28 protein-coding genes are annotated in these 26,837 nt (G+C 72.4%); 16 read left to right on the forward strand and 12 right to left on the reverse strand.

The window, feature by feature from the left end:
* Positions 1-65 precede the first annotated feature (65 nt).
* The 5 genes from ACFY1H_RS44395 (at position 66) to ACFY1H_RS44415 (ending at position 5,815) form a co-directional block, all read left to right on the forward strand.
* Positions 66-2,555: an AAA family ATPase gene (locus ACFY1H_RS44395; RefSeq protein WP_386956103.1), complete on the forward strand. Its 2,490-nt coding sequence runs from the start codon at positions 66-68 to the stop codon at positions 2,553-2,555.
* Complete coding sequence (locus ACFY1H_RS44400) at positions 2,552-2,683, forward strand: hypothetical protein (RefSeq protein ID WP_366589505.1); 132 nt, start codon at positions 2,552-2,554, stop codon at positions 2,681-2,683. Before ACFY1H_RS44395 ends, ACFY1H_RS44400 begins: the two co-directional genes overlap by 4 nt.
* On the forward strand, positions 2,680-2,850 hold the full coding sequence (locus ACFY1H_RS44405) for a hypothetical protein (protein WP_386956104.1): 171 nt from the start codon (positions 2,680-2,682) through the stop codon (positions 2,848-2,850). The genes ACFY1H_RS44400 and ACFY1H_RS44405 overlap by 4 nt, the downstream gene beginning before the upstream one ends.
* 161 nt (positions 2,851-3,011) lie before the next feature.
* Positions 3,012-3,173, forward strand: a complete 162-nt coding sequence (locus tag ACFY1H_RS44410) for a hypothetical protein (protein ID WP_366589500.1) — start codon at positions 3,012-3,014, stop codon at positions 3,171-3,173.
* A complete protein-coding gene (locus tag ACFY1H_RS44415) occupies positions 3,170-5,815 on the forward strand; it encodes an AAA family ATPase (RefSeq protein WP_386956105.1) in 2,646 nt (881 codons plus the stop codon). The genes ACFY1H_RS44410 and ACFY1H_RS44415 overlap by 4 nt, the downstream gene beginning before the upstream one ends.
* Positions 5,816-5,817: 2 nt before the next feature.
* On the opposite strand, the gene ACFY1H_RS44420 is transcribed toward ACFY1H_RS44415, so the two are convergent.
* From ACFY1H_RS44420 to ACFY1H_RS44455, 8 genes are all read right to left on the reverse strand, one after another.
* Positions 5,818-6,756 (reverse strand): urease accessory protein UreD, encoded by a 939-nt coding sequence (locus ACFY1H_RS44420; protein ID WP_366589496.1) that lies wholly within the window; start codon positions 6,754-6,756, stop codon positions 5,818-5,820.
* Entirely contained in the window at positions 6,753-7,451 is a 699-nt protein-coding gene (gene ureG, locus ACFY1H_RS44425; RefSeq protein ID WP_386956106.1) for an urease accessory protein UreG, read from the reverse strand. Before ureG ends, ACFY1H_RS44420 begins: the two co-directional genes overlap by 4 nt.
* A gap of 11 nt (positions 7,452-7,462) precedes the next feature.
* Entirely contained in the window at positions 7,463-8,209 is a 747-nt protein-coding gene (locus ACFY1H_RS44430; RefSeq protein ID WP_386956107.1) for an urease accessory protein UreF, read from the reverse strand.
* 1 nt (position 8,210) lies between these two features.
* A complete protein-coding gene (gene ureC, locus ACFY1H_RS44435) occupies positions 8,211-9,929 on the reverse strand; it encodes an urease subunit alpha (protein WP_386956108.1) in 1,719 nt (572 codons plus the stop codon).
* Positions 9,926-10,306: an urease subunit beta gene (locus ACFY1H_RS44440; RefSeq protein ID WP_386956109.1), complete on the reverse strand. Its 381-nt coding sequence runs from the start codon at positions 10,304-10,306 to the stop codon at positions 9,926-9,928. Before ACFY1H_RS44440 ends, ureC begins: the two co-directional genes overlap by 4 nt.
* Before the next feature lie 9 nt (positions 10,307-10,315).
* Positions 10,316-10,618: an urease subunit gamma gene (locus ACFY1H_RS44445; protein ID WP_366589545.1), complete on the reverse strand. Its 303-nt coding sequence runs from the start codon at positions 10,616-10,618 to the stop codon at positions 10,316-10,318.
* Between the two features lie 54 nt (positions 10,619-10,672).
* A complete protein-coding gene (locus tag ACFY1H_RS44450) occupies positions 10,673-11,908 on the reverse strand; it encodes a beta-propeller fold lactonase family protein (protein ID WP_386956110.1) in 1,236 nt (411 codons plus the stop codon).
* 164 nt (positions 11,909-12,072) lie between these two features.
* Positions 12,073-13,473: an FAD-dependent oxidoreductase gene (locus ACFY1H_RS44455; protein ID WP_386956111.1), complete on the reverse strand. Its 1,401-nt coding sequence runs from the start codon at positions 13,471-13,473 to the stop codon at positions 12,073-12,075.
* 216 nt (positions 13,474-13,689) lie between these two features.
* Between ACFY1H_RS44455 and ACFY1H_RS44460 the strand changes: the two genes are divergently transcribed.
* The 5 genes from ACFY1H_RS44460 to ACFY1H_RS44480 all read left to right on the forward strand — a co-directional run bounded on the left by ACFY1H_RS44460 (position 13,690) and on the right by ACFY1H_RS44480 (position 17,455).
* Positions 13,690-13,818 carry a hypothetical protein gene (locus ACFY1H_RS44460; protein ID WP_354870323.1) on the forward strand — a complete coding sequence of 43 codons (129 nt, stop codon included), beginning with the start codon at positions 13,690-13,692 and terminating at the stop codon, positions 13,816-13,818.
* A gap of 105 nt (positions 13,819-13,923) precedes the next feature.
* Positions 13,924-14,733 (forward strand): Fpg/Nei family DNA glycosylase, encoded by an 810-nt coding sequence (locus tag ACFY1H_RS44465; protein WP_386956112.1) that lies wholly within the window; start codon positions 13,924-13,926, stop codon positions 14,731-14,733.
* Between the two features lie 87 nt (positions 14,734-14,820).
* Complete coding sequence (locus ACFY1H_RS44470; RefSeq protein ID WP_366589477.1) at positions 14,821-15,654, forward strand: EamA family transporter; 834 nt, start codon at positions 14,821-14,823, stop codon at positions 15,652-15,654.
* Positions 15,655-15,761: 107 nt separating this feature from the next.
* Positions 15,762-16,622 (forward strand): SAM-dependent methyltransferase, encoded by an 861-nt coding sequence (locus ACFY1H_RS44475; protein ID WP_386956113.1) that lies wholly within the window; start codon positions 15,762-15,764, stop codon positions 16,620-16,622.
* Complete coding sequence (locus tag ACFY1H_RS44480; RefSeq protein WP_386956114.1) at positions 16,619-17,455, forward strand: NAD(P)H-binding protein; 837 nt, start codon at positions 16,619-16,621, stop codon at positions 17,453-17,455. The genes ACFY1H_RS44475 and ACFY1H_RS44480 overlap by 4 nt, the downstream gene beginning before the upstream one ends.
* 3 nt (positions 17,456-17,458) lie before the next feature.
* On the opposite strand, the gene ACFY1H_RS44485 is transcribed toward ACFY1H_RS44480, so the two are convergent.
* Positions 17,459-18,211, reverse strand: coding sequence for an SDR family oxidoreductase (locus ACFY1H_RS44485; protein WP_386956115.1), 753 nt, complete (start codon positions 18,209-18,211; stop codon positions 17,459-17,461).
* Positions 18,212-18,312: 101 nt separating this feature from the next.
* Here ACFY1H_RS44485 and ACFY1H_RS44490 point away from each other — a divergent pair, with 101 nt between their 5' ends.
* Both ACFY1H_RS44490 and ACFY1H_RS44495 read left to right on the forward strand, forming a co-directional pair.
* Entirely contained in the window at positions 18,313-19,134 is an 822-nt protein-coding gene (locus ACFY1H_RS44490) for a helix-turn-helix transcriptional regulator (RefSeq protein ID WP_386956116.1), read from the forward strand.
* Between the two features lie 10 nt (positions 19,135-19,144).
* Positions 19,145-20,101, forward strand: coding sequence for a DUF1152 domain-containing protein (locus tag ACFY1H_RS44495; RefSeq protein ID WP_386956117.1), 957 nt, complete (start codon positions 19,145-19,147; stop codon positions 20,099-20,101).
* A 13-nt stretch (positions 20,102-20,114) separates the two neighbouring features.
* On the opposite strand, the gene ACFY1H_RS44500 is transcribed toward ACFY1H_RS44495, so the two are convergent.
* The gene (locus ACFY1H_RS44500; RefSeq protein ID WP_366589464.1) at positions 20,115-20,468 is read right to left on the reverse strand and encodes a hypothetical protein; all 354 of its coding nucleotides are present in this window, start codon (positions 20,466-20,468) and stop codon (positions 20,115-20,117) included.
* Positions 20,469-20,636: 168 nt separating this feature from the next.
* Between ACFY1H_RS44500 and ACFY1H_RS44505 the strand changes: the two genes are divergently transcribed.
* Complete coding sequence (locus ACFY1H_RS44505) at positions 20,637-21,185, forward strand: hypothetical protein (protein WP_366589461.1); 549 nt, start codon at positions 20,637-20,639, stop codon at positions 21,183-21,185.
* Between the two features lie 121 nt (positions 21,186-21,306).
* Entirely contained in the window at positions 21,307-21,972 is a 666-nt protein-coding gene (locus tag ACFY1H_RS44510; RefSeq protein ID WP_386956118.1) for a hypothetical protein, read from the forward strand.
* A gap of 3 nt (positions 21,973-21,975) precedes the next feature.
* Here the strand turns inward: ACFY1H_RS44510 and ACFY1H_RS44515 are convergent, their stop codons facing one another.
* Positions 21,976-23,037, reverse strand: coding sequence for a hypothetical protein (locus tag ACFY1H_RS44515; protein WP_386956119.1), 1,062 nt, complete (start codon positions 23,035-23,037; stop codon positions 21,976-21,978).
* Positions 23,038-23,132: 95 nt separating this feature from the next.
* Positions 23,133-24,005, reverse strand: a complete 873-nt coding sequence (locus ACFY1H_RS44520; protein ID WP_386956120.1) for a LysR family transcriptional regulator — start codon at positions 24,003-24,005, stop codon at positions 23,133-23,135.
* A 70-nt stretch (positions 24,006-24,075) separates the two neighbouring features.
* On the opposite strand from ACFY1H_RS44520, the gene ACFY1H_RS44525 reads away from it, so the two are divergent.
* Positions 24,076-25,866 carry a gamma-glutamyltransferase gene (locus ACFY1H_RS44525; protein WP_366589453.1) on the forward strand — a complete coding sequence of 597 codons (1,791 nt, stop codon included), beginning with the start codon at positions 24,076-24,078 and terminating at the stop codon, positions 25,864-25,866.
* A 138-nt stretch (positions 25,867-26,004) separates the two neighbouring features.
* Positions 26,005-26,775 carry an ABC transporter substrate-binding protein gene (locus ACFY1H_RS44530; protein WP_386956121.1) on the forward strand — a complete coding sequence of 257 codons (771 nt, stop codon included), beginning with the start codon at positions 26,005-26,007 and terminating at the stop codon, positions 26,773-26,775.
* Positions 26,776-26,837 lie beyond the last annotated feature (62 nt).

The following is a 26,837-nucleotide window of genomic DNA, read 5'->3' on the forward strand; positions in this document are numbered from 1 at the left end:
ATCCCGGGGTCGGGCCCGGGGCGGCCCGGGTTCGAAGCGGCCGGGGACCCGCGAGCGTCGACGCCGTGCCCGACCCGAACCCGGCCAGTGCCGTAACTCTGCACGGCCGTGCCGCCGAAGTCCACCGGCTCGACCGGCTCGTGCGAGACGGCTGCGGTGCGCTCGTGCTGCGCGGCGCCCCGGGCGTGGGGAAGACGGCGCTGCTGCGGCAGGCCGTCGCGCGAGCGCGCGGGTGCCGGGTGGTCCACGTGCGCTCGTCCGACTCGCGGCCGTACGCGGGGTTGCGGCAGTTGTGTGCCGCGCTCGACGGGGTGTTCGGGCAACTGCTGCCGCACCACGCGCGGGTGCTGCGTGCGGTCGCGGAGGACTCCGATCCGTTCCTGGTCGGGGTGGCCACGACGTTCCTGGTGTCGGCGGCGGCGCCGCTGCTGTGCGTGGTCGACGACGCCCAGTGGCTGGACGAGCCTTCGGCGCGTGCGCTGGCTTTCGCGGCCCGGCGGGTGGAAGGGAAACGCGCGGTGCTGCTGTTCGCGGAGCGCGGCCGAGCCGGGGTGCTGGAAGGTTTGCCGGAGCTGGTGGTGTCCGAGTTGTGCCGGGCCGGCGCTCGCGCGTTGGTCGAGTCGCTGGTGCTGGGGCCGGTGGACGAGGACGTGGTCGAGCGGTTCGTCGCGGAGACACGAGGGAATCCGCGCGCGATCTGTGCGGGCGCGCGTGGTCTTGCGCAGGCCGGCGGGCTCGGGCTGTCCGATGGGAATCCGGACGCCGATTCCCGGGACCGGGTGCTGCGCCTGGACCCCGACGCCCGCGCCCTCCTGCTGGCGGCTGCGGCGGATCCGACGGGTGACGTGGCTGTGCTGTGGCGAGCCGCCGCGCGACTGGGGATTCCGGCGGTCGCGCCGGACGGTGTCCTCGCGTTCGGCGAGTGGGTCACCTTTTCCGACCCGGCTGTACGCGGCTGGGCTTATCACCGGGCCACGCCTTCGGAGCGACGCGCGGTCCACCGGGCTCTGGCCGACGCGGCCACGTCAGCCGACCGCCAGGCTTGGCATCACGCCCACTCCGTGACCGGCCCGGATCCGGCAGCAGCCGACGGCCTGGCCGCGCAGGTGGCCTCGGCTCGCCGCCGGGGCGGGCCCGGCGCGGCGGCGGCGTTCCTGCACTGTGCCGCCACGCTCACCTTGGACCCGGTTCTGCGCGCCGAACGCACCCTGGCCGCGGCGGCAGCCGAACTCGACGCCGGACAGCCCGGCAACGCGCTGCGGTTGCCGGACTCGATGGTCGGCCCAGCGCACAGAACCGAAGCTGCTCGGCTGCGCGCCTGGCTCACGTTCACCTCGACCCGCACGCCCGCCGCGGCCGAAGCCCTGCTGCGCGCCACCGGCCCGGGCGCGACAAGCCGGGCGTGCCTCGCCGCGGTCGGCGCCGCCGTCCTCACCGGCGTCGATTTCGCGTCGGTGCCAACAAGTCCGCGGGACGAGCTTGCGGCCGGGCTGCTTCTGCGTCGCACCGGAGGTTTCGACGCCGCGATCGGGCCGCTGGCGGCGGCTCTCGAAACCGCTCAGCCATCGTGGCTCGCGGGGCTCGTCGCCGCTGAGCTGTGGGACGACCAGGCGTGGCACCGGATGGTGAGCGGTGCGGCCGATCCCGGTGCGCTGCCGGACGTCTTGACCGGACGGGCACTGTTTTCGGTCCACACCGCCAATTTCACCGGGGCGGCCGCACTCGACGACGAGGCTCGCACGATGAGCACGAAGCTGGGCCAGGCACCCCTGACGCACGCCACCCCGCTGATCGCGGCCTGGCGCGGTCAGGACTTCGGCGGCTTCACCGGCCACGGACTCGTCCGCGCCTGCGCCGACCTGGCCACCGCCGTGGCGGGCAATGCCGCCGGCGACCACCTGCGGGCCCTCGCCGCCGCACAGCGCGTCGTCGACCGCGACCACCTGGCGACGGCAGGCTGGGCGCTGGTCGAACTGGTCGAAGCCGCCGCCGGCGCGGGCCGGCAAGACGTCGCGCACACCGCGCTCCGGATCCTCGCCGACCGCACCGACCGCTGCGGAACGGACTGGGCGCTCGGTGCCCAGGCCCGTTCACGTGCGCTGCTGGCCGAGGGCCCCGAGGCCGAAGGCCAGTACCTGGAAGCGCTCGACCGGCTGGCCCGCACGAAGATCCGCACACTCCTGGCCCGCACCCGGCTCGGCTACGGCGAATGGCTGCGCCGCCAAGGTCGCCACGACGAAGCCGGTCGCCCGCTGCGCGCCGCGTACAACGAGTTCCTCCGCAGCGGAGCCACCGCCTTCGCCGACCGCGCACTGCTCGCGATCGACGCCCCCTCGGCCACCCCCTCGGCGCTGACCCCGCAGGAAACCCGCATCGCCGCTCTGGCCCGCGCCGGCCTCACCAACTCGCAGATCGGCGCCGCACTGTCCATCAGCCCCCGCACGGTCGAATACCACCTGCGCAAGGTCTTCACAAAGCTGCGCATCACGTCGCGCACCGAACTGCACCTGGCCTTCACCGAGCACCGGCAGGGAATCGAGGCCGCCCCGCGATGACCACAACCCTCCTCATCGGACGCAACCCCGAACGCACCCTGCATCGCGAACTACTGACCGACGGCGGCGCGATCGCGCTGCGCGGCACCGCCGAGCACCAGCACGGAATCGAGGTCGCGCCCCGATGACCACAACCCTCCCCCTCGCCGGACGCGCCCGACTGCGCGCGCTGCCCACCAGCGGCGGCGCAATCGCGCAACGCGGCACCGCCGGGCTCGGCAAAACGACCTTGCTCACCGACCCCACGAACACAGCCGCCGAGCACCAGCACGGAATCAAGGACGCGCCCCGATGAACACAACGCTCCCGCTCCTCGGACGCACCCAGCTCCGCGAACTACTCACCGAGGGCACGATCGCGATCCGCAGCACCGCCGGGCTCGGCAAAACGACCCCTGCTCACCGACCTCACCAACGCGACGGACGAGCACCAGCACGGGATCGAGGTCGCGCCCCGATGAACACAACCCTCCCCCTCACCGGACGCGCCCGACTGCGCGAACTGCCCACCGCGAGCGGCGCAATCGAGGTCCGCAGCAGCGCCGGGCTCAGCAAAACGACCCTGTTCACCGACGCCGCCGGCCTGCACCAGCACGAAACCGAGGCCACGTCACGATGAACACAACCCTCCCCCTCACCGGACGCGACGCCGAACGCACCCAGCTACGCGAACTACTCACCACCGGCGGCACAATCGTGGTCCGCGGCGCCGCCGGGCTCGGCAAAACGGCCCTGCTCACCGACCTCACCAACGCCGCCACCGAGCATCGGGTGCTGACCGTGCGCGGGATCGCCGCCGAGGCGGGCCTGCCGTATGCGGCGTTGCACCTGCTGTGTTCGGCGCTGCCCGCGGAGCTGGCCCGGCTGCACGAGCACCGGCGCGAGGTGCTGGAACGAGCCGTCGGGCTCCGCGTGGGTGTCGCGCCCGGGCCGCTCCCCGTGTGTGTCGCCGTGGTGGAGTTGCTGGTGCTGGCGGCCGAGGAGCGGCCGGTGCTGTGTGTGGTCGACGACGCGCAGTGGCTGGACGAATCGTCGGCCTTCGTGCTCGCGGCCGCCGCCCGGCGGCTCGGGCGGGCGCGCGTCGCGGTGGTGTTCGCGGAGCGCGGTGAGCGGTTCGGCGACCTGCCGGGGTTGAGCCTCGCGCCGCTGCGTCACGCCGAGTCGCGCGCACTTCTCGAGTCCGCGCTCGGCGCGCCGCTCGACGAGGCCGTGCGCGATCGCGTCGTGGCCGAAGCCAGGGGGAACCCGCGGCTGCTGCTCGACGCTGTCCGCCCGGCGGGCGGCCTCGCCGGCGGATACGGCGTGGTTCCCTTGTCCTGCCCGGAAACCGCCGCCGTGGCAACAACGTTGACACCTGAGGCCAGGCTCCTGCTCGTCCTCGCCTCCGCCGAACCGCTCGGCGAGCCGGTCCGGCTGTGGGAGGCGGCCGCCCGGCTCGCGATCGGGCCGGACGCGGCCGGGCCGCTCGAAGCGGCCGGCCTCGTCTCGTTCGGGGCATGGGTCGCCTTCCGTGAACCCCGCCTGCGCCAGTGCGTTTACGGCCTCGCGTCCGGTGCGGAGCGCCGCCTGGTGCACGGCGCCCTGGCCCTGGCGACCGATCCGCGGCTCGAGCCCGACCGGCGCGCGTGGCACCTCGCGCACGCCACGGTCGAGCCGGCCGAGGCCCTCGCCGAGTCGCTGGCCCGCCTCGCCGACGAGGCCGGACGCCGGGGCGGGCTCCCCGCCGCGGCCGCCTTCCTGGAGCACGCGGCGCTGCACACCGCCGACCCGCGGCTGCGCGCCGAGCGGGCCGTCGCTGCGGCCGACGCGCACCACGCGGCCGGCGCGGTCGACGCGGCGGTCCGGCTGCTCGCCGTCGCGGAGCTGGGTTCCCCCGGCACCGCCGCCCGGGCGCGGGCGAACCGGGTGCGGGCCCGCATGGCGTTCGACTCCGGCCGCGGCGGGCCGGCGGTCGGCCGGCTGCTGACGTCGGCCCAGGACCTGGAGCTGTGCGAACCCCGCCTCGCGCGGCCCGCGTACCTCGAAGCGCTGGGCGCGGCGATCTTCACCGGCCACGTCGACGTCGTCCACGCCGTGCTCGCGCGCCTGGCCACGCACCGGCCGACGGGCTCCGACCGGCTGCTGGAAGGCGTCGCGCAACGCTGCACCGCCGGCTACGCGGCCGCGGTCGAGCCGCTCAAGCTCGCGTTGAAGACCCTCGACAACGACCACGAGAACGACGCCCGCTCCCGGCTGCTGGCCTGCCTCGTCGCGCCGGACCTGTGGGACGACGACACCTGGCACGACCTCACCCGGGCCGAGCTCGCCAGCGCCCGCGAAACCGGCGCGCGCACGATCCTGCCGTACGTCCTCACCCACCGCGCCCTCGCCGAAGTCCACTTCGGACAGTTCGCTGCCGCGGACGCGCTGGTGGCCGAGGCGGAAGCCCTCACGCGGCTCACCGGCACCCCGGCATTCCCGCACGCCGCCTGCGTGCTGGCCGCGTGGCGCGGGCACGAGCTGCCGGCGTTCGCCGAGTCCTGCTTCGAAAACGGCGGCATGGCGCTGACGACGGCCCGCTACGCCACCGCCGTGCTCCGCAACGGCCTGACCGCGTACGGCGAGGCCGCCGACGCGACCCGCGACGTCCTCGACCGCGACGGCATCGAGCTCCAAGGCTGGTCCCTCGTCGAACTCGTCGAAGGCGCCGTGCGCTCCGGCGACCTGACCACGGCGACGGCGGCGGCCGACCGTCTCTCCGAACGCGCCTGCCTCAGCGGCACCGAATGGGCGCTCGGCGTCGACGCCCGTTCGCGCGCGCTGCTGCGCGAAGGCCAAGCGGCGGAAGACCTGTACACGGAAGCCATCGACCGCTTGGGCCGCTCGCGCATCACCCCGCACCTGGCCCGCGCCCGCCTGCTCTACGGCGAGTGGCTCCGCCGCCGCGGCCGGCGCGTCGACGCGCGCGGCCCCCTGCGCGCCGCCCACGAGGCGTTCGTCGCCATGCGCGCCGAGGCATTCGCGGCGCGCGCGATGCGTGAGCTCCTCGCGACCGGCGAACGTGCGCGCCGCCGGGTACCGGAAACCAGCTCTCACCTGACGCCGCAGGAGCGCCGCATCGCCTCGCTCGCCCGCGACGGCCGCTCCAACCCCGAGATCGCGACCGCCCTGTCCATCAGCCCGCGCACGGTCGAGTACCACCTGCACAAGGTGTTCACCAAGCTGTCGATCACCACGCGCACCGAGCTGCACCTGGTCCTGGCCGCCCGCGCCGCCGAGTGAGCTCAGCCCTTGCGCAGGTCGGGGGCGGGCGCACCGAGCACGCCGAGGCGGGCGCGGTCCCAGGCTGCGTGCAGCGCGGCCTGGACGGACCGGGAGGTGTGACCCAGCAGCCGCACGCCGGCGCCGCATGCGGCGGGCAGCTCGGAGACCCCGGCGAGGACGTCCGGCACCTCGGCCAGGGCCTCGCGCAGCGCGGCCACGAGCTCGGCCGGCGGCATCCGGTCCGACACCACGTACAGGCTCGCCACGACCTGGTACCCGCCCAGCGTCGCGGGTGAGCCCGGGTCGCCGGCACCGCCCGGGCGCAGGCGCAGGGTGTCGGCGAACAGCAGCGTGCCGTCGGGAGCACGGGCTTCCAGCTCGGCCCAGTACAGGTCGTAGACGTGGGCCTCGCCCCGCGCCACCCGGCCCGGGAGCAGCACCTCGCCGAGGATCACCGTCGCGCCGGGCGCGATCGTCACGGCCGTGCGCTGGAACAGGCGCGAACCGCGGAACGGGACGACCGGGTCGGGCAGGTACTCCAGCACGGCACCGGCGCCGACGGTCAGGTTCACCAGCTGCGTCGCGTAGTTGTCGCGCGCGCCGAAGACCTTCGTGGACGCCTGCGTCGTGAGGTGGACGGCCGAACCGGGAGCGCAGTCGACGTCGATGCGGTAGCGGTCGCCCTGCACGAAGCCGTCGCCCTGCTGCTGCAGGAACACGAACGCCATGTCCGGCCGGCGCGGGTCGAGGTGGATCGGGCGGTAGATGTGCAGCGGTGCGCGCTGGTACTGCCGGACGACCCGGGTGGTGCCGCCGCGCGGGGCGAGCGCGAGGTCGAGCACGCCCAGCTTGCCGGGCGCCCCGACGCCGAGGCCGTCGCGGATCGACCCGTCGAAGCCGAGCAGCTCCTCGGGCAGGCGCGCCGGCGTGCACCAGGCCGGGTCGTCGCGCCGGGTCATCCCGCTTCGGCGGCGGGCGCGAACCGGCCGATCACCTCGCGGACGCGACCGGTGACCTCGTCGAGTCCTTCACCGGTGAAGCAGTTGGTGAACACGAACGGACGGCCTTCGCGCACCGCACCGGCGTCGCGGTCCATCACCGACAGGTCGGACCGGACGAGGTCCGCCAGGTCGACCTTGTTGATCACCAGCAGGTCGGAGTGGGTCACGCCGGGGCCGCGCTTGCGCGGGATCTTGTCGCCCTGCGCCACGTCGATCACGAAGACGAAGTAGTCGGCCAGCGCGGCGCTGAACGTCAGCGTCAGGTTGTCGCCGCCCGACTCGACGAGGACCACGTCCGCGTCGGGGTAGCGGTCGGTGAGCTCGGCGACGGCATCGAGGTTCATGGTCGGGTCGTCGCGCACCGCGGTGTGCGGGCACGAACCCGTCTCCACGCCGACGACCCGCTCCGGCGCGAGCACGCCGGCCAGGGTGCGCCGCACGTGCAGGGCGTCTTCGCTGGTGAAGATGTCGTTGGTGACGACCAGCGGACGGTGGCCGGCCGCGATCAGCATCGGCACCAGCGCTTCGATCAGCGCCGTCTTGCCCGACCCGACCGGGCCGCCGATGCCGATGCGGGCGACGCCGGGGGTGCGCCCGGCGGAGAACTCCGCGTGGGAGTGCGGGTGGTCATGCGTATGCGTGTGGGCCTGCATGGTTTCCTTCCTCAGCTGGCGAACAGCCGCAATTGCGTTTCCTCGTGCCGCATCGCCGCCACGTCGAGCAGCGGCGTGCAGCTCGTGATGGCGTCGGGGTCCTTGTCCACGGCGCACATCGCCGCTTCGGCCGTGACCGCCCGCACGTCGTGCAGCACGGCCTGGGCGGTGCTGTGGTCGGTGACGGCCAGGCGCACACCGGCCGCGACCCAGGCCGCGGAGAACGCGAACAGCTCCCCCGTCACTGCCTCCAGCCGGGGCACGCCCACCGACGCGCTGAGGATTCCCAGCACCACTGCGTGGTTGCCAGGCGACCGTCCTTTCGCGACACAGCCGGCGTAGTGCAGCAAAGCTTTCGTCGGGAAGACCGACTTCGCGATCCGCAGCAACGCCCGCCCCGTGCGCGTGGACGTCTCCCGCGCCTCCCGTGGCAGCTTCACCGCGGCCAGCCGTTCGTCGGCTTCCGTCACGCACTCGAGGTCGAGCGAGTCCTCCGACGCCGTGGCGCGGTGCGCGCACGCCAGGGCCACCCCGTCCGACGGCGCCACCCCGAGCAGCAGCTGGTCCCGCAGCAGCGCCGAGAGCACCCGCGGGTCGCTCGGCGTGGCCAGGAAACCCGACTGCACGAGGGTTTCCAGGCCGTAGGACAGCGTGTAGCGGCCACTTGGGAACGCCGAATCGCTCAGCTGCAGCACGGACAGGAAGCCCGTGAGCCGGTCGGCTCCCCCGAGGTACGGCGGCATCAGCGGATCCCGCACTTCACACGATGTAGTACAGCTGCGCCATGGCGACCTCGTCGACCGCGGGCACCACGGCCGGCTCACCGTCCACAGTGACCTGGTAGGTCTCGGGGTCCACCGCGATGTCGGGCGTCAGCTCGTTGCGCACCATCTGGGCCTTGCCCACCGTCCGGCAGCCGCGCACGGCCTCGGTCCGCCGGTCGATCCCGAGGCGCTCGAACAGCCCGCTCTCGTGCGCCGCCTGCGACAGGAACGTGATCGACGTCCGCCCCACCGCCTTGCCGAGCCCGGCGAACATCGGCTGCAGCAGCACCGGTTCCGGCGTCGGGATGGACGCGTTGGCGTCACCCATCACCGACCAGGCGACGAACCCGCCCTTGAGCACGTACTTGGGTTTGACGCCGAAGGTGTTGGTCGGCCACAGCACGATGTCGGCCAGCTTGCCCGGCTCCAGCGAGCCCACGACGTGGCCGATGCCGTGCGTGAGCGCCGGGTTGATCGTGAGCTTCGCCAGGTACCGCAGGATCCGCTGGTTGTCGTCGCCCGCGGTCTCCCCGGGCAGGCTGCCGGTGAGCTTCTTCATCTTGTCCGCGGTGCGCCAGCACGTCGTGACGGTGTCCCCGATGCGCCCCATGGCCTGCGCGTCCGAGGAGTACATGCTGAGCACGCCGCGGTCGTGCAGCACGTCCTCGGCCGCCTCGGTCTCGGCGCGGATCCGCGACTGCGCGAACGTGACGTCCTCGGGATTGTCGGGGTTGAGGTGGTGCGTCACGATCGTCATGTAGAACAGGTTGTCCGTCGTGTCCGTGGTGTACGGCCGCGTCGGGTTGGTCGAGGACGGCAGCACGTTGGGCAGCGAGGCGATCGCCATCATGTCCGGCGCGTGCCCGCCGCCGGCCCCCTCGGTGTGGTAGCTGTGGATCGTCCGGCCGTCGATGGCGTCGAGCGTGTCGGCCAGGTAGCCGGATTCGTTGAGGGTGTCGGCGTGCAGCGCCACCTGCACGTCGTACTCGTCGGCGACCGACAGCGCGCAGTCGAGCGCCGCCGGGGTGGCACCCCAGTCCTCGTGGACCTTCAGCCCGCAGGCGCCGGCCTCCACCTGCTCGCGCAGGCCTTCCGGGCGGCTGCTGTTGCCCTTGCCCATCAGGCCGACGTTGACCGGCAGCGCGGCCGTCGCCTCGAACATCCGGGCCAGGTTCCAGGGCCCCGGCGTGCAGGTCGTGCCCTTGGACCCGTCAGCGGGCCCGGTCCCGCCGCCCAGCAGCGTGGTGACACCGCTGGAGAGCGCGTGCGGGATCTGGGCCGGCGTCAGGAAGTGCACGTGGGTGTCGATGGCCCCGGCCGTGGCGACGAGGCCCTCGCCGGAGATCACCTCCGTGCCCGGGCCGATGACCAGCCCGGGCGAGACCCCGTCCTGCACAGACGGGTTGCCGGCCTGGCCGATGCCGGCGATCAGCCCGTCTTTCACCCCGATGTCCGCCTTGAGGATGCCGAGCACGGCGTCCATCACGATCACCGAGGTGATCACGAGATCCAGGGCGCCGTCGGCGTTGCGCACGCCGGGAGCCTGCGCCATGCCGTCGCGAATGGACTTCCCGCCGCCGTAGATCGCCTCCTCGCCCGGGAGGATGAGGCTGCGCTCCACACGGGCGAGCAGGTCGGTGTCGGCCAGCCGGAAGCGGTCGCCCGCCGTCGGACCGTAGAGCGACGCGTAGTGCCGCCGCGAAACCGTGGTCACGCCTGTTCCCCCGTTCCCGTGAACCCCCGCTCGGCGGCCCGCGCCTGGGCCCGGGCCGCCGCACCGCGAACGGCGAAACCGCCGTCGAGCAGGCCGCTGAACCCGACCACCCGCCCGGCGCCGCCGAATTCCACGAGCTCGACGTCGCGTTCGTCGCCGGGCTCGAAGCGGATCGACTGCCCCGAGGGCACGTTGAGCCGCATGCCCAGCGTCGCCGGGCGGTCGAAGTCCAGCACCCGGTTCACCTCGAAGAAGTGGAAGTGCGACCCGACCTGGATCGGCCGGTCACCGGTGTTGCGCACCGGCAGGCGCGCGGTGCGCCGGCCGGCGTTGAGCTCGATCGGCTCGTCTGCCAGCAGCCACTCGCCTGGGATCATCGTGTGCTCCTACGGAATCGGGTCGGCCACGGCCACGAGCTGCGTGCCCGTGCGGAACGTGGCCTCGACCTGCACCACGTTCACCATCTCCGGCACGCCGGGCAGCACGTCCTCACGCGTGAGCACCTGCTTGCCCAGCTCGGTCACCTCCGCCACCGACCGGCCGTCCCGGGCCGCCTCCAGCAGGGCCTCGGTGATCAGCGCGATCGACTCCGGGAAGTTCAGCCTCAGACCGCGGTCCTTGCGCCGCCGAGCCAGCTCGGCCACCTGGTAGATCACCAGCTTCTCGATTTCCCGGGGGCTGAGCATCAGCGACGACAGCGTCGCCTCGATGCGCGCCTGACCGGCCTCACCCGCCGTCACGGCTCAGAACCCGGCCAGGCCCTGCGGGCTGTTGTACGGGATCTCCGCGGCGGTGACCTCGGCGAGCGAGCCGTCGGTCTGCACCGCGTAGCCCACGAGCTTCGAGGCGTTGGCGTAGATCTGGTACAGGTGCGTGCCGTCCGGGGAGAGCCAGTTGTCGCTCGGGCCGCTGCTGACGGTGCCGTTGAGCGCGCGGAAGGTGCCGTCACCGGGGACCTTCGGGCACGCGTTGTCGTGCACCAGCGAGACGACGTCGCCGTCGATGCGGAAGCTGGAGATGTTGCTGTAGCCGAAGTTCGTGGCGAACACCCACTTGTCGTCGGGCGAGACCGCGAGCCAGCACAGCTCCGAGGGCAGGCCGACGCTGGTGTCGATCTTCACGACCGGGCCGGTGCCGATCTGGCCGCGGTCGTCGAGCTTGGCCAGCGCGATGCCGTCGGCCACGGCGTAGCCGATCACGAAGTGGTCCGGGCGGTGGTGCAGGAACGCCGGGTAGAACGGCGAACCGCCGCCTCCGTCCTGGAACATGCCCTCGCCCAGCGAACCGTCGTGCTGCAGCGGGAAGACGATGATGCCGTCGGGGTCGGGCGCGTTGGACGCGACGGACTTCTTCGAGCCGTCGGGCTGGTCGGCCCACAGGATCGGCGAACCGTCCGGGTTGGCCGCCGCCGGCTGGTCGAACGTGGTGCCGACGACGAGGAAGCGCTCGTCCGGCGAGAGCACGACCATCGTGGACACGCGCAGCGGCTTGTCCGGCGTGTTCACGGTGTAGCCCTCGGGCCGCGAGGTGAGCTTGCCCTCGGGGTCCACGGTCATCAGGCGCACGTGGTCCGGGCCGAAGGAGTGCAGCACGTACAGCGTGCTGGTGGCCGGCGAGAACGCCAGCGACTTCGCGGTGCCGCTGCGGCCGGCCACGATGTTGCCGGTGCGCTTCACGTCGAGCAGCGTCAGCTTGCCGTCGCCGCCGACGGCGAAGCTGGACACGGAGTTGTCGCCGCCGTTGGTGGCGAAGAGGAACTGCTTGTCCGCCGTGAGGATCACGCTGCCGGCCGCCTCGAAGGCGTTCGGCGCGCTCTCCTGGCCGCTGATCGGTTTGTACACCCCGGACCCGCCGCCTCCGGTGGGCACGCGCTCCACCTCGGTGAGGGCGCCGTCAGCCCCTCGGGAGTAGTGGATGATCGCGTTCTTGACCTCGTTGGTCTGGAGGTAGAGGTGGCCGGCGGCCAGCGTAGGTGGCATGTGGGTTCTCCGTTTCCGGTCGTCGCCTCAGAGCCTGCCCGCGCGGCACCCGCGTCGCGTCCGGGTGCACCCCGGCCCGGACCCCCAGTTCGCTGGGGTGGCAGGAAAACAAAAGCCCCACACGATCCTTTGTGGACGGTATGGGGCTTTTCGCCTTGGGACGACTACTGCTCGTCGCTGCGGACCACGGTGGCGATCACGTCGTTGAACGCCTCCGTCGACGACGGGTGCGTGTAGATCGCCTCACCCAGCTGCGCGGCCTTGATGCCGTAGCGCATCGCCATCGCCACGGTGTTGATCAGCTCCTGCGCGTCGACGCTCAGCAGCGAGGCGCCGAGGATCTCGTCGGTGTCGAGGTCGATCACGAACTTCATCACGCCGCGCGTCTCGTCCACGACGTAGGCGCGCGGCATCGCGATGATCTCCGCGACCGGCTGGCTCGAGACCTTGATCCGGTGGCCCGCCTCCCGCGCCTCGCGCTCGGTGAGGCCGACCATCGCCAGCGGCGGCGTCATGAACAGCGTCCGCGGTACGGCGACGCGGTCGGTCGTGGTGCGCTTGCCCTCGCCGCGCAGCTGGTCCAGCACGATACGGCTGTCGTCGAGGGAGACGTAGGTGAACTGCGGCCCGCCGTTGACGTCGCCGAGGGCGAAGATGTGCGGCCGGCTGGTGCGCAGGTACTCGTCGACCTCCACCGCGCCCCGGGCGGTCACGCGGACGCCCGCCGCGGCCAGACCGAGGCCCTCGGTCGCCGGCTTGCGGCCGGCGGCGGCCAGCACCGCGTCCACGGCCAGGGTGCGCTCGCGGCCGTCGTGCATGTACGACACGATCGCCTCCCCGTCGGCGTCCTCGACGCCCGTGACGTTGGCGCCGGTGACGATCTCGATGCCCTCGTCGACGAGGATCTTCTCGGCCACGGCCTGCACGTCGTCGTCGAGGTGGTCGAGGATGCGCGCCGTCGACTCGAAGAGCGTGACCTCGGAGCCGAACCGGCGGTAGATGGCGGCGAACTCGATACCGAGGTAGCCGCCGCCGACGATCGCCAGCCGCTTCGGCAGCTCCGTGCGGTGGATGAGGTCGGTGCTGGTGACCAGGTACTTGCTGTCCCGCAGGCCCGGCAGGTCGGGGATCACCGGCGTCGAGCCGGTGTTGATGAGGATGTGCTCGGCCCGGACGGTGACGGGGCCGTCGGCGGTCTCGACGAGGACGGTGTCCGGGCCGGTGAACTCCGCGTGCCCGGTGAGGACGGACGCGGTTTCGAGGCCGTCCATCCCGTCGAAGTTGCCCTTGCGGAACAGCGACGTGATCGCGTGCACCTCGCCCACGGCCCGCTCGTACCACTCCTGCGGCGGATCGGACGGGCGGCGGTTGCCGGACCGGTGCACCAGCGCCTTGGTGGGCACGCAGCCCACGTTCGGGCAGGTGCCGCCGTACATCTCGGGCGACTGCTCGACGACGATGACCCGCTTCCCGAGCCGGGCCATGGTACCGGCGGCGATCTTGCCGCCCTTGCCGAAGCCGACCACGAGGAGGTCGGCCTGGAGCGAGTTCTCGACGGTTTCCATGTTTGAAGGCCCTTTGCGCACGAGTGTGGACAACGCGGTACGGCCCGACCCTGCCCCGGGCCGCCGCGTGGTCGCATCGAGGAACACCCGAGCCGGCGACCCCGGTGGGCCGCGGGGTTTTCACGGGCCGACGCGGGTTGTGGTCCGGGTCACGGAATGCCGGACGATCTTCGGCGCTACAGAAGGGAGAAACCTGTTCCGACCCGAGGGAGAGACATGACTGCTTCCACCGCGTCCGAGACGGCCGAGGCCCTGCCCGTGCCCGTGCTCGACGACTTCGACTTCGAGCTCACCGACGGCGCCTCTTGCCGCATCGACGACCCGGACTGCGAAGCCTGCCAGTGACGCACGGCCGGTGATCCGCGTGGGCTCACGGGTCACCGGCCCGGATCGCGTCGCGTCGGTGACAATGGTTGCCGTCGTGTCCACCCTCCAGCCGCGGAGTCGCCCGTGCCCGAACTGCCCGAGGTCGAGTCGGCCCGATCGGTGATCGACCGGGCCGCGCTCGGCCGGTTGATCGTCGACGTCGACGACACCGATTCCTACGTGTGCCGGCCCCACGCGCCCGGGGAGATCCGCGAGGCGCTGCTGGGGCGGCGGCTGGTGGCCGCGCACCGGCGGGGCAAGTCGCTGTGGTGCGACACGGGCGACGACGGGCCCGCGCTCGGCGTGCACCTCGGGATGTCCGGCAAGATCGTGATCGCCGACGCCGACGGCACCGAGATCGACGGCGGCGACTACTGGGAAGGCCGCCGCGTGCAGGGTGACTACCGGTGGTCGCGCTTCGCCCTGACCTTCGACGACGGCGGCCTGATGATGCTCGTCGACCCGCGCCGCCTCGGCCGCATCACGCTCGATCCGCACATCGAGCTGCTCGGCCCGGACGCCGCCGCGGTGACGCCCGCCGAGTTCCGCACCGCCGTCACCAAGGGCACCGCCCCCATCAAGGCGCGGCTGCTCGACCAGCACGCGCTGGCCGGCATCGGCAACCTCCTCGCCGACGAGATCCTCTGGCGCGCCCGCGTGCACCCGGCCCACCGCGTAGACGAGCTCGACCGCCCGGCCGTCGACCGCCTCCTGCGCGCCACCCGCAGCTCCGTCACCGCCGCCCTCGACCACGGCGGCGTCCACACCCTCACGGTGATCCCCTACCGCAAACCCGGCGCACAGTGCCCGCGCGACCACGCGCCCATGGCCCGCGGCAAGGTCGGCGGGCGCACGAGCTGGTGGTGCAGCGCGGAGCAGCAGCTCCCCCACTGACCCCACCGACGCCACTGATCCCACTGACTCCACGTCGGCTCGGGCACCGCGAACCGTGGGCTCGCGGGAAATCGGCAGAATGGACCCGTGGGTGTCCTTCTGGGGTTGCTGTCCGCGCTCAGCTACGGCGCTTCCGACTTCGTCGCCGGCGTGGGCGGGCGGCGCAGCGACCCGAACGCCGTCACGGTCCTGGCGCAGCCGTGGAGCCTGCTCGCGGCCCTGCTCGCCGTGCTCGTGATGGGTCCGCGTGCCCCGTACCCCGAGGAGCTCGCGTGGGGCGCGGTGAGCGGGCTGGGCACGGCCGTGGGCACGTTCGCGCTCTACCGGGGCCTCTCCACGGCGCGCATGAGCGTGGTCGCGCCCGTCTCGGCGGTGCTCGCGGCGGCGCTGCCCGCGCTCGTCGGGTTCGCGACGGGCGACCGGCTGGCGTGGCTGTCGTGGGTGGGGATCGCGCTGGTGCTGCCGGCCATCGCGCTCGTCTCGCAGCACCAGGGCGACGACGCCGAACGCAAGCGCTCCGGCCTGGTCGAGGGTGTGATCGCCGGCGCGGGGTTCGGAGTCCTGTTCATCGGCCTCGACCGTGCGGGCACCGGAGCGGGCAGCTGGCCGCTCGTCGCCGGCCAGTCCGTCGGCGTGCTCCTGCTGGTGCTCGCCGCGATCTGGCTGAAGCCCACGTCGTGGTCGCGCGCCTGGTGGCCGGCCACCGCCGCCGGCATCCTCGGCGGCGCGGCCAACCTGCTGTTCGTCGCCGCCACCGGGGCGGGCCAGCTCGCCGTGGTCGCGGTCATCACGTCGCTCTACCCCGCCATCACGATCGTCCTCGCGCGCGGCCTGCTGCACGAACGCTGGAGCCGCCCCCAGATCACCGGCCTCGTCATCGCGGCGGCCGGGGTCGCGGCCATCACGCTCGGCCAGCCGTGACCCGTCCTCGCCGAGATCGTGAACCCCGCCGCCCGGTTTTACGCGACGACCTGCGGACCCCTACGCTCGGTGCCGGACCCGCCACGCAAACCCGAGGAGGCACCCGGATGTCGCAGCACGCGGACCGATCGGCACTCGACAGCCCGCCGGGCGTCGACCCGAACCGCGCCAGCGTCGCGCGCGTCTACGACTACCTGCTGGGCGGCAACACGCACTACGAAGTGGACCGCAAGGTCGCCCGCGAGCTGGCCGAGAAGATGCCGGACGTGCGTGACCTCGCCGTCGAGAACCGGGCGTTCCTCATCCGCGCCTGCACCTTCCTCGCTCGCAACGCCGGGATCGACCAGTACCTCGACTGCGGCTCGGGCCTGCCGACGGCAGAGAACGTGCACCAGGTCGTGCAGCGCGTGAACCCCGAGGCGAAGGTCGTGTACACCGACTTCGACCCGGTCGTCACCGCGCACGGGCGGGCGCTGCTGGAGGAGAACGAGCGCACCCGCTACGTCGAGGGCGACATCTACCGGCCCGCCAGCATCCTCGACGACGAGGTGGTGCGCGGGCACCTGGACTGGACCAGGCCGATCGCGCTGCTGTTCGTCGCGACGCTGCACCACTGGAAGGGCGATCGCGGCCGCCCGGCCGAGGTCACGCAGGAGTTCATCGACCGCCTGCCGCCGGGTTCGTTCGTGGTGATCTCCCACATCCTCGACCCGCACGACGGCTCCGACGACGCGCAGGCCATGGAGGAGCTCATCGAGACCGTCCGCAGCGGCGCGCTCGGCGGCGCCACCATGCGCACGCGCGCGGAGATCCGGGAGCTGTTCCACGGTCTCGAGCTCGTGCCGCAGGGCCCGGGCGCCGAGCCGGAGATCGTGCCGCTGGCGGCCTGGTGGCCGGCCGGTCCGCAGCTGTCGGGGATGAACGTGGCCCAGCGCCTGATCGTCGGCGGCGTCGCGCGCAAACCGTGATCCTCGTGATCGGCGCGAGCGGCAACGTCGGCTCGGCGCTGGTCGCCCTGCTCGGCGCGGACGCCGTGGCCGCCTACCGCGACCCGGCGAAGACCGCCCGCGCGCTCGAGTCCGGACAGCCTGCGGTGACGCTCGATCTCGCCAAACCCGAGACCCTGCCGCCCGCGCTGGCCGGCGTCGACGCGGTGTTCCTGCTCGGCGCGATGAGCCCGGCGCAGACCGGCCAGGAGCTCGCGATGCTCGACGCCGCGCGGACCGCCGGCGCGCGCGTGGTCAAGCTGTCCGTGTGGCGGGCCGGCGAGGAGCTCTCGCCCATCGCCCGCCTGCACAAGCCCGTCGAAGAAGCCCTGCGCGCGTCCGGCCTCGCGTGGACGATCCTGCGGCCGAACTTCTACCAGCAGAACTTCCTGGCCCAGCGCTCGATCCGCACGGCGGGCGAGTTCGGCTTCCCCGCGATCACCGCGCCGATCAGCTTCCTCGACGCGGCCGACGTCGCGCGCGTGGCTGCCGCGGTGCTCACCACCGCCGGGCACGACAGCCGCGTCTACGACCTCACCGGCCCGGCCGCCCTCACCTACGCCGAAGCGGCGGACGTCTTCTCCGCCGTCCTCGGCCGGCCCGTGCGCTACCGCGGGCTGTCCGACGAACAGGCGCGCGCGGCGCTGCTCGGCCGGGGTGTGCCGGAGTTCCACGCCGACGCCCTCGTCGAGGTCGCCCGCGCCTATCGCGACGGCGGCGCCGAATCGGTGACCACGACCGTCGCCGACCTCACGGGCCGGCCGGCGACGGAGCTCGCCGAGTTCGTCCGCCGCCACCGCACGGTGTTCGGCTGAGCGTCACGACGGCTGCCGGGTCGGGACGAGGATGCCCTGGCGCAGGTTCACGTGCGCGGGCCGCGTCACGAGGAAGGCGATGAGGTCGGCGACGTCTTCGGGCTCCAGGCTGGGGAACGCGTCGAAGGTCTGCGCGAGCTGCGACGCGTGGGCGGCGTTGTCGATGTGCTCGCCGAGCTCCGTGCGGGTGAGGCCGGGTTCGAGGTTGGTCACGCGCACCGCGCCGAACTCCTGTCGCAGCGAGGCGCTCAGGTGCGTCACCGCGGCTTTGGTGGCGTTGTAGACGGCGTACTCCGGCATCGCGAGGTGCGCCGCGACCGAGGAGATGTTCACCAGGTCCGCCGGCCGGCCCTCGGCCGCGGCGGCGCGCAGGTCGTCGCCGAACCCGTGGATGACGCGCAGCGGGCCGGCGAGGTTGGTGTCGATCATGCGCTGCCACTCGTCTTCGCGGCCTTCGGTCATCGGGTTGGGCAGCATCACGCCGGCGGCGTTGACGACGAGATCGACCGGTCCGAACCGCTCGTGGACGGTGTCGACGGCCGCTTCGACGGACCCGGTGTCGGTGAGATCCGCGGGCACGGCGAGCGTGGTGGCACCGAGCTCGGCGACCAGGTCGTCGAGGACCGCGCGCCGGCGGGCGAGCAGGGCGACGCGGGCGCCGGACCCGGCCAGCAGGCGCGCGGTGGCCGCGCCCATGCCGCTGGCGGCTCCGGTGACGACGGCGGTGCGGGTGGCGAGTTCTCCGTAAGTGGTCATGGAACCAGCGTCACGGCACGCGAAGGTGTGCGGGGAGGCGCTGGTGTTCCTGTGTTTGCCAGAACCACCCAACTTTCGCGGGGCCGGGTGAGAATGGGGGCATGTCGGAGATCGGTGAGTTCCTCCAGGCCCGCCGGGCGCGCGTGAGCCCCGAGAGCAAAGGCCTGCCCGGAGCCGGGCGGCGCAAGGTGCCGGGGCTGCGGCGCGAGGAGCTGGCGCTGCTGTCCGGCGTGAGCGTGGACTACTACACGCGCCTGGAGCAGGGGCGCGCCGACGCCGTGTCCGACAGCGTCCTCGACTCGATCGCCCGCACCCTCGGGCTGGACGCGACTGAGCGCGGCCACCTGCGGCTGCTCGCCCGGCCGCCGCGCGACCCGGAAGCTCCGCCGGCGCAGTCCGTACGGCCGGGGGTGCGCGACCTCGTCGACGGCATGGGCGTGCCGGCGTTCGTGGCCGGGCGGTGGCAGGAGATCCTCGTGGCGAACCCGCTCGGCGAAGCGGTCCTGCCGCCGGCGGTGGGCCCGGGGACCAACGCGGCACGGCACGTTTTCCTGAACCCGGAGGCGCTCGAGTACTACGTGGACTGGCCGGACGTCGCCGCGGAGACCGTCGCGAACCTGCGCCACGAGAGCGCCCGCCACCCGGGCGACCCGGTGCTGGCGAAGCTCGTCGGCGAGCTGACCATCGCCAGCCCGGCGTTCACCGACCTGTGGTCCCGCCACGACGTGCAGGCGAAGTCCCACGGCCTCAAGCGCCTGCGGCATCCCCGCGCGGGACTTCTGGTGCTGGGCTACGAATCCCTGCACCTGCCGGACACCGACGACCAGCTGATCGTCACCTACACCGCGCGCGACCGCTCCACGGCCGACGCGTTGGCCTTGCTGGCTTCGGAGTTCGCTTCGGTCCAGACCACTGCCGAGTAGGATCGCGGGGGTGTTCTCCCTGAGCGAGCCCCCGCTGTTCACCCGGCTGCGTGCCGCGTCTTCCGTGCTCGTCGCGGGTGCCGGCGGCGGGTTCGACGTGTACGCGGGGCTGCCGCTGGCGTTCGCGTTGCGGGAGCAGGGCAAACGGGTGCACCTGGCGAACCTGGCGTTCAGCGACCTGAGCGCCCTGGATCTCGGCGACTGGCTCGCGCCGGATGTCGCCGCCGTCGGTCCCCGCAGTACCGGCAGCGACGACTACTTCCCCGAACGCACCCTCGCGCGCTGGCTGGCGGGGCGTGGCCTGCCGTCCACTGTGCACGCGTTCAACCGCACGGGCGCGAAGCCGTTGCAGGCCGCGTATCGGGCGCTCGTGGAGCACCTGGGCGTGGACGCGATCGTGCTCGTGGACGGCGGCACGGACATCCTGCTGCGCGGCGACGAAGCCGGCCTCGGCACGCCGGAGGAGGACATGACGAGCCTCGCCGCCGTCGCCGGCCTCGACGGGCCCGACCGGCTCGTGGTCTCGCTCGGCTTCGGGATCGATGCCTACCACGGCGTCTCCCACGCCCACGTGCTCGAGAACCTCGCCGCGCTCGACCGCGCGGGCGCCTACGTCGGCGCGCTGTCGATCCCGTCGGCCTCGGCCGAGGCGCAGGCGTACCTCGACGCGGTGGCGCACGCCCAGGTCAGCACCCCGCTTCGGCCGAGCATCGTGAACGGCCAGATCGCCGCGGCTCTGCGCGGCGAGTTCGGCAACGTCTCGTTCACCGCGCGCACCACCGGCAGCGAGCTGTTCGTGAACCCGCTGATGGGCGTGTACTTCACCGTCGATCTCCCCGCGCTCGCCGCGACCGTCGGTTATCTGCCGGGCCTCGCGGGCACGGTGTCGATGACCGACGTCGCGCTCGTCATCGAAGAACACCGCGACACCGTCGAGCGCCGTCCCCGCCGTCCGATCCCGCACTGACCACTGTGGACGGTCAGGGGGCGAGCAGCGTGCAGATGCTGATCTGCTCGGGCATGCCGAGGAACTCGCACGCCGCCCAGCTGCCGTAGGCGCCGCCGTTGGTGTTCGTGTCGCCGCCGGTGGCCCGGCTGTTCTGCGCGATGCGGTGCGTGTAGCCGTCATACAGCTCGATCCCGCCGCGGGCCGGGCCGATCAGCTCGCCGTGCAGCTCGCGGGTCTGGTCGTCGCGCCAGAGCTTCACGTCGTTGCCGTCGCTCGCGTGGGTCATCCACACGAGCGAAAACGTGTCCGCCGGCGCCGCCGCGGCCACCCCGGGCACCAGCACCGCACCGGCGATCACCGCGGCCGCGATCATGGGTACGCGCATGTTCGTCCGTCCCTTCACTCCGTCAATGCCGGATGACGGTGGCAGCGGTGTCCGGGAGTGTGCAACGGTTTCGACCTGGGTCGAAAGGCTTGTCGCCCCCTTCGCTGCCACCACACGCTTGAGAACGCCCGGGGATCCCCGGGCTTCAAGGTGTTCGACACGAGACGCATGCGACACACCCTTCTGCGCGCGATGACAGGACTCACGCTGGCGGCCGCGATCGCGGTGCCGGCCGCGGCACCGGCCTCGGCGGTCACCCCGACCCGGTTCGGCGCGACCGTCGAGCAGCAACGGCTCGTCGACGGCATCCTCGCCGCGAACCCCGGCGCGCACCAGATCAGCGCGACCACGGCCGAATTGCAGCCCGGCGTCAGGGAATCCATCCCGGCGGCCGCCGCGTCGCCCCGGACGCCGGCCCGCTACCTCTGCTCCGGCGGGTACCTCTGCCTCTACGAGAACGCCGACTACCAGGGCTACCAGCTCGCTTTGTACAAGTGCGGCTTCGTCGACCTCGGCACCCAGTTCATGCCCACGAGCCCGAAGACCCCGTGGTACGACGCGGTCTCGTCGGTGGAGAACTTCCAGACCAACGGGACGAAATCCCAGTTCTACAACTGGAACGGCCACTGGGACCTGCTCTACACCTCGACCGCCCCGGACGGCGACAGCTGGGTCGACGAGTGGAACGACCAAGCCGACGGCGTGAACGTCTGCTGACCGCACCCTGGCTGCCCGCGCGCACGTTCGCGGACGGCCCGGGGCGTACCCTTTCGCCGCTCACCGGAACCGGCCGCGCTCGGCTGCGTCGAACACCGGGGGCCTGAGGAAAGGGACAGCGGTGCGAAGAAGATCCTGGTTCGCGGCAACCGTCACACTCGCGGCGGCGATGACGTTGACGGCCTGCACGCAGATCACCACCGGCCAGGCACAGCCCAGCCCCGCGGGTGGCGTCGGGCAGCTCGGCGGCTCGCCCGGCACCGGCTCGCCGGCCCCCTCCACGCAGCCGTCCTACCCCTCCACCGACGGCGTCACCGCGACCATCGCCACCATGACCGTCACCCTGCCGGCGGGCATGCAGTACGCCGTCGAGTCGCGCGACCCCGGCTACGAGGGCTGCCTGCAGTCCGCCACCTTCGCCTGCGCCGGCAAGATCCTGGACCTGCGCCAGGCCGCCGCCGAGGGCATGATCAACCTCCCCAGCTCGACCCGCGCCTTCGGCTGGTACCCCGGCACGGACGTCCCCACGTGCATCGGCCCGTCCGCCGACCCCGGCGCCGCCTCCGAAGCCACCGGCGGCATGGTCCTGGAGCACGGCTTCGCCCCGGTGGGCCCGAAGAAGGCCGAATACGGGCGCTTCCAGGAAACCTGCAAGGACCCGGCGCAGAACAACCAGATCCGCATGTGGTGGCTGCCCACCAGCAAACTCCTCATCGTCGAACACGCCAGCACCCCGGCCCAGGACGCGGCGTTCGACGGGATGGTGGCCTCGGCCAAGTTCAGCTGACCCCTACGCCGCGGCCCGCGCCGCGAGGTACGCGAGATGATGCGAAGTGACGACGGCGACCGGCTTGCTGGTTGAGCCGAAGCCGCGGCCCCGGCCTTCCGCGGCGTCGCGAATGGTGCGGTCGCCCCACGAGAACTCGGCACCGGCGAACGCCTCGGACTCCGCCACATGGCGGCAGACTGCGCGGAAGGTGCGGTTCCGCGGAGGTTCGGCGTGCGTCTCGCCGGTTTCCGCGTCAGGTCGCGGGATGCGCTCGCGCGAGTAGAGCCAGTGATCCGGGCAGGTGTATCTGAGCGCGACGTGCCGCGGTGGGAACGAGGGACCCGAGCGCGGGTGCACCGCGCCGTAGTCGCCGAACCGAAGCCCCTCGGCCCCGGAGCGCACCAGGGTGTCCCACACCGTTTCCTCGACCCGCGGCTCTTCCCGCGTCTCGGTGTGCGACAACGCGGCCGGAATCGACCCGGCCAGCAGGGTCGTCGACCGGAACCCGCCGAACGGTGCCGACGCCTGCAGCACCGCTTGCGCATACGCGATCGCCTCGGAGGTCAGCTCCGGGAGATACTCGAGATCGACGATCAGGTCGAGCTCGCCCGGGTCCGCGCCGAGCACCTCGAGAAGGCGCCCGAGCGGGCCCGCGTCCCGCGGTGGCCTACGGATCCGCAGCGCGCCGCCGGCGCCGAGCTCGCGACAGAGCCGTCCGAGCGAGGCGATCCGCGGCTCGGGCAGGTCGCTGCGAACCACCGGGATGAACGCGATCGGCTGGAAGAGATCGGCCTGACGGGTGAGGCGGTCGGTCAGGCCGCCGAGGGCGCCGGCCGCGCCGTAGCCCGGGTGGTCCGTTACGTCGGATGCGTCGAGCATGGCCACCCGGCCGAGGGTGTGCAGGATCCGGACGGCCTTTTCGACGTCGTCGAGCTGCGTTGCCGGCACCGCACCGGCATCGAACTGCAGGAGTGGCTGGACCCGCCGCAGCTGCTCGACGCGGCGCAACTCGCCGAGAGCGATCAGCTCGCCTTCTTTCGTGCGGAGAGCGACCAACGCCGAGAAGTCACCAGGCTGGGCCACTTCCCCTCCCCATGACGGTGCGTGCGGTGGCGATTACCCAACCGACGGTAGATCGCGAATCCGGGGCGGACCATCCACCACAAGCCTGAACTCGATCACCGCGCCGCCAACGTCGTGTCGAGGAATGCCTGCGTGGCCGCCGTGATCGGGCCCGATCGGTGGACCAGCCACTGGGGCAGCCGTTCCGGCGGGGAGAAGTGCACCACGTCCGCGCCGGCGCGGCGGGCCAGGTCGGTCCAGCCGTCGGGCATCAGGCCGGCGCCGATGCCGCGCAGGACCATGGGGAGGACGACGCTGCGGTCGCCCACTTCGGCGGCGATGGAGACGTCCGGGACGGTCGCGGCGATGCGGTCGAACAGGGCGCGCACGGCCGTGGCCGGCTTCGTCACGACGAAGCGCATGCCGCGCAGGTCGGACCACTCGACCGGGTCCGCGACGCCCGAGCCCGGGGGCGCGACCAGCAGGAACTCCTCGTCACGCAGGTGGTGGGCCACCAAGCCCGGGCCGGCGGGGCGCTCCGCGCTGCCGCAGACGCCGGCCTCGCAGCGGCCTTGCAGGACCATCGCCACGACCTCCGCCGCCGACAGGGCCGACGAGGTGCTCACCAGCACGCCCGGGTGGCGTTCGCGCAGGTCGGCGATGATGCTGATCACCGGTTCGAGCGCGGAGGACGACGTGGCGGCCACGTCGACGCGGCCGGCGAGACCGTCGCCGACGGCGCGGGCCGCGGCGCGCAGCGCGTCGAGGTCGCGCAGGACCAGGCGGGCGCGGTCGGCCATGAACTCGCCCGCGCTGGAGAGCACGGCGGTACGGCCCACGCGGTGGAACAGCGCCACGCCCAGCTCGTGCTCCAGCTTGGCGATCGCGCGCGACAGCGACGGCTGGGCCACCCGCAGCGCCCGCGCCGCGTGGGTGAAGCCGCCGTGCTCGACGATCGCGACGAAGTACTCGAGCTGCCGACGTTCCATAGCGCCAGGCTATCGGAACGGTGTCATACATGTCTTTGACGTCCGCCGACGGACGCGCAACGATGCAGGGATGTTCCAGACCCGTCCCACGTTGCAGGGCACCTTCGGAATGGTGTCGTCCACCCACTGGCTCGCCTCGGCCGCCGCGATGGCCGTGCTCGAAGACGACGGCAACGCCTACGACGCCGCCGTCGCGGCCGCGTTCGTGCTCCACGTCGTCGAACCGCACCTCAACGGCCCCGGCGGCGAGGTGCCGATGATCGTCGCCCCGGCGGACGGCACGCCGAAGGTCCTCTGTGGACAGGGTGGTGCGCCGGCCGGCGCCACCATCGAGCACTACACCTCGCTCGGCCTCGACCTCGTGCCCGGCACCGGCCCGCTCGCCGCCGCGGTGCCCGGCGCGGTCGACGCGTGGCTGCTGCTCCTGCACGACCACGGCACCAAGCCGCTGCGCGAGGTCCTCAAGTACGCGATCTCCTACGCCGAGAACGGCCACCCGGCCGTCGACCGCGTCGGCGCCACCGTGGAGACCGTGCGCGAGCTGTTCGAGACGGAGTGGACCACCTCAGCCGAGCTCTACCTGCCCGGCGGCCGTTCGCCGAAGCCCGGCGCGCTCTTCAAGAACCCCGCCCTCGCGAACACCTGGCGCCGCCTCATCGCCGAGGCCGAAGCCGCCGGCGCGAGCCGCGAGACGCAGATCGAGGCCGCCCGCAAGGTCTGGCGCGAGGGGTTCATCGCGGAGGCCATCGCCGAGTTCGCCGCGAAGCCCACCATGGACACCTCCGGCGAACGCCACGCCGGCACCCTGACCGGCGACGACCTCGCCGCCTTCCGCGCGACCTACGAGGACCCGGTCACGTTCACCTGGAACGGCTGGACCATCGCCAAAGCCGGCCTGTGGAGCCAGGGCCCGACGCTGCTGCAGCAGCTCGCGCTCCTGCCGGACGCCGACGGCCTCGACTACGCCACGCCGGACTACTACCACACCCTCATCGAGGGCACGAAGCTCGCGATGGCCGACCGGGAAGCCTGGTACGGCGACAGCGCCGACGTCGACCTCGCCACGCTGCTTTCCCCCGCCTACAACGAAACCCGCCGCAAGCTCATCGGCGATCGCGCGTCGCACGAGCTGCGCCCGGGCCGCCCCGACGGGCGGGAACCGCGCCTGAGCAAGCACGCCCAGTACGTGGCGGGCGGCGGCGCGGTCGCCACGGCGGCCGGCGCGGGTGAGCCGACCGTCGCCAAGGACGGCGCGACGCGCGGCGACACCTGCCACCTCGACGTGGTCGACCGGTGGGGCAACATGATCGCCGCGACGCCGAGCGGGGGCTGGCTGCAGTCCAACCCGGTCATCCCGCAGCTCGGGTTCCCGCTCGGCACCCGGCTGCAGATGGCGTGGCTCGACCCGGGCCTGCCCAACTCGCTGGCGCCGGGCAAGCGCCCGCGCACCACGCTCACGCCGTCGCTGGCCTCGCGCGACGGTGTGCCCGTGATGGCCTTCGGCACGCCCGGCGGCGACCAGCAGGACCAGTGGAGCGCGCATTTCTTCCTCGCCGTCGCGCTGCGCGAAAAAGTGCGCAGCGGGCTCGACTTGCAGGGCGCCATCGACGCACCCAACTGGCACACCGACAGTTTCCCCGGTTCGTTCTACCCGCGCGCGATGGTGGCCGGCAGCGTCACCGTGGAATCGCGGATCGGCGACGACGTCATCGCCGAACTGGAGCGCCGGGGCCACCTCGTGACCGTCGGAGAACCCTGGTCCGAAGGGAGGTTGTGCGCCGTCGCCCGCGACCCGGAGACCGGTGTTCTCTCCGCCGCGGCGAACCCCCGGGGAAATCAGGGGTACGCCGCCGGGCGATAATCACCGCACATCCCGCCGAAAAGCGGACCCGATTCCCGGGCCCGCTTTTCGGCATGCCCATTTTCGGCGAATAACGATTTAACACGCATTAACCGGCCAGAAATCGAGTAAGGGAAAAACCGACGTACGTTGTTCGCCATGTCTCCTCGGTCCCTGCTCCCCCTCCTGGCCGGGCTGGCGGTGCTGACCCTCACGGCGTGCGTACCCGTGCAACACGCGAGCGCCCGCGGCGAGCACCGCGACGACTTCGGCACCCCCGTCGGCAACCAATCCGTACAACGCGGCGGCGACCTCGTGATGGGCCTGTCCAACGAACCCGACAAGCTCGACCCCACCACGTCCAGCTCGCTCTACACGCGCTACGTGATGACCACGATCTGCGAAAAGCTCTACGACATCGACGACACCAGCACCGTCGTCCCCCAGCTGGCCACCGCGCTGCCGGCGGTCTCCCCGGACGGTCTCACCGTCACCATCCCCGTGCGCACCGGCATCGTATTCGCCGACGGCACCCCGTTCGACGCGCCGGCCGTCGCGACCAGCCTGCGCCGGCACTTCGAGCTCAAAACCTCCCAGCGCAAAAGCGAAATGGGCCCGATCAGCCGCATCGACGCGCCCGACAAGAGCCACGTCGTGCTGCACTACAAGAAGCCCTTCGCCCCGATCACCGCGGCGCTGGCCGACCGGGCGGGCATGATCATGTCGCCCGCCGCGATCGCCAAGGAGGGCGACGACTTCGGTGACCACCCCGTGTGCGTCGGCCCGTTCAAGTTCGTGAAACGCGTGCCGCAGACCGAGATCGACGTCGAGCGCGACCCGCTTTATTATGCTGCCGCGGACGTCCACTTGGACACGATCACCTACCGGATCATGACCGACGTCAGTGCCTATTTAGTAACCCGGGTCTGACCAGGGGAAATCTGCTGGCAACGTCAGCCAGCGGGACCATTACTGACCAGTAACGGTGACCC

It is taken from the genome of Amycolatopsis sp. NPDC001319 (assembly GCF_042896185.1).
GTDB lineage: Bacteria > Actinomycetota > Actinomycetes > Mycobacteriales > Pseudonocardiaceae > Amycolatopsis.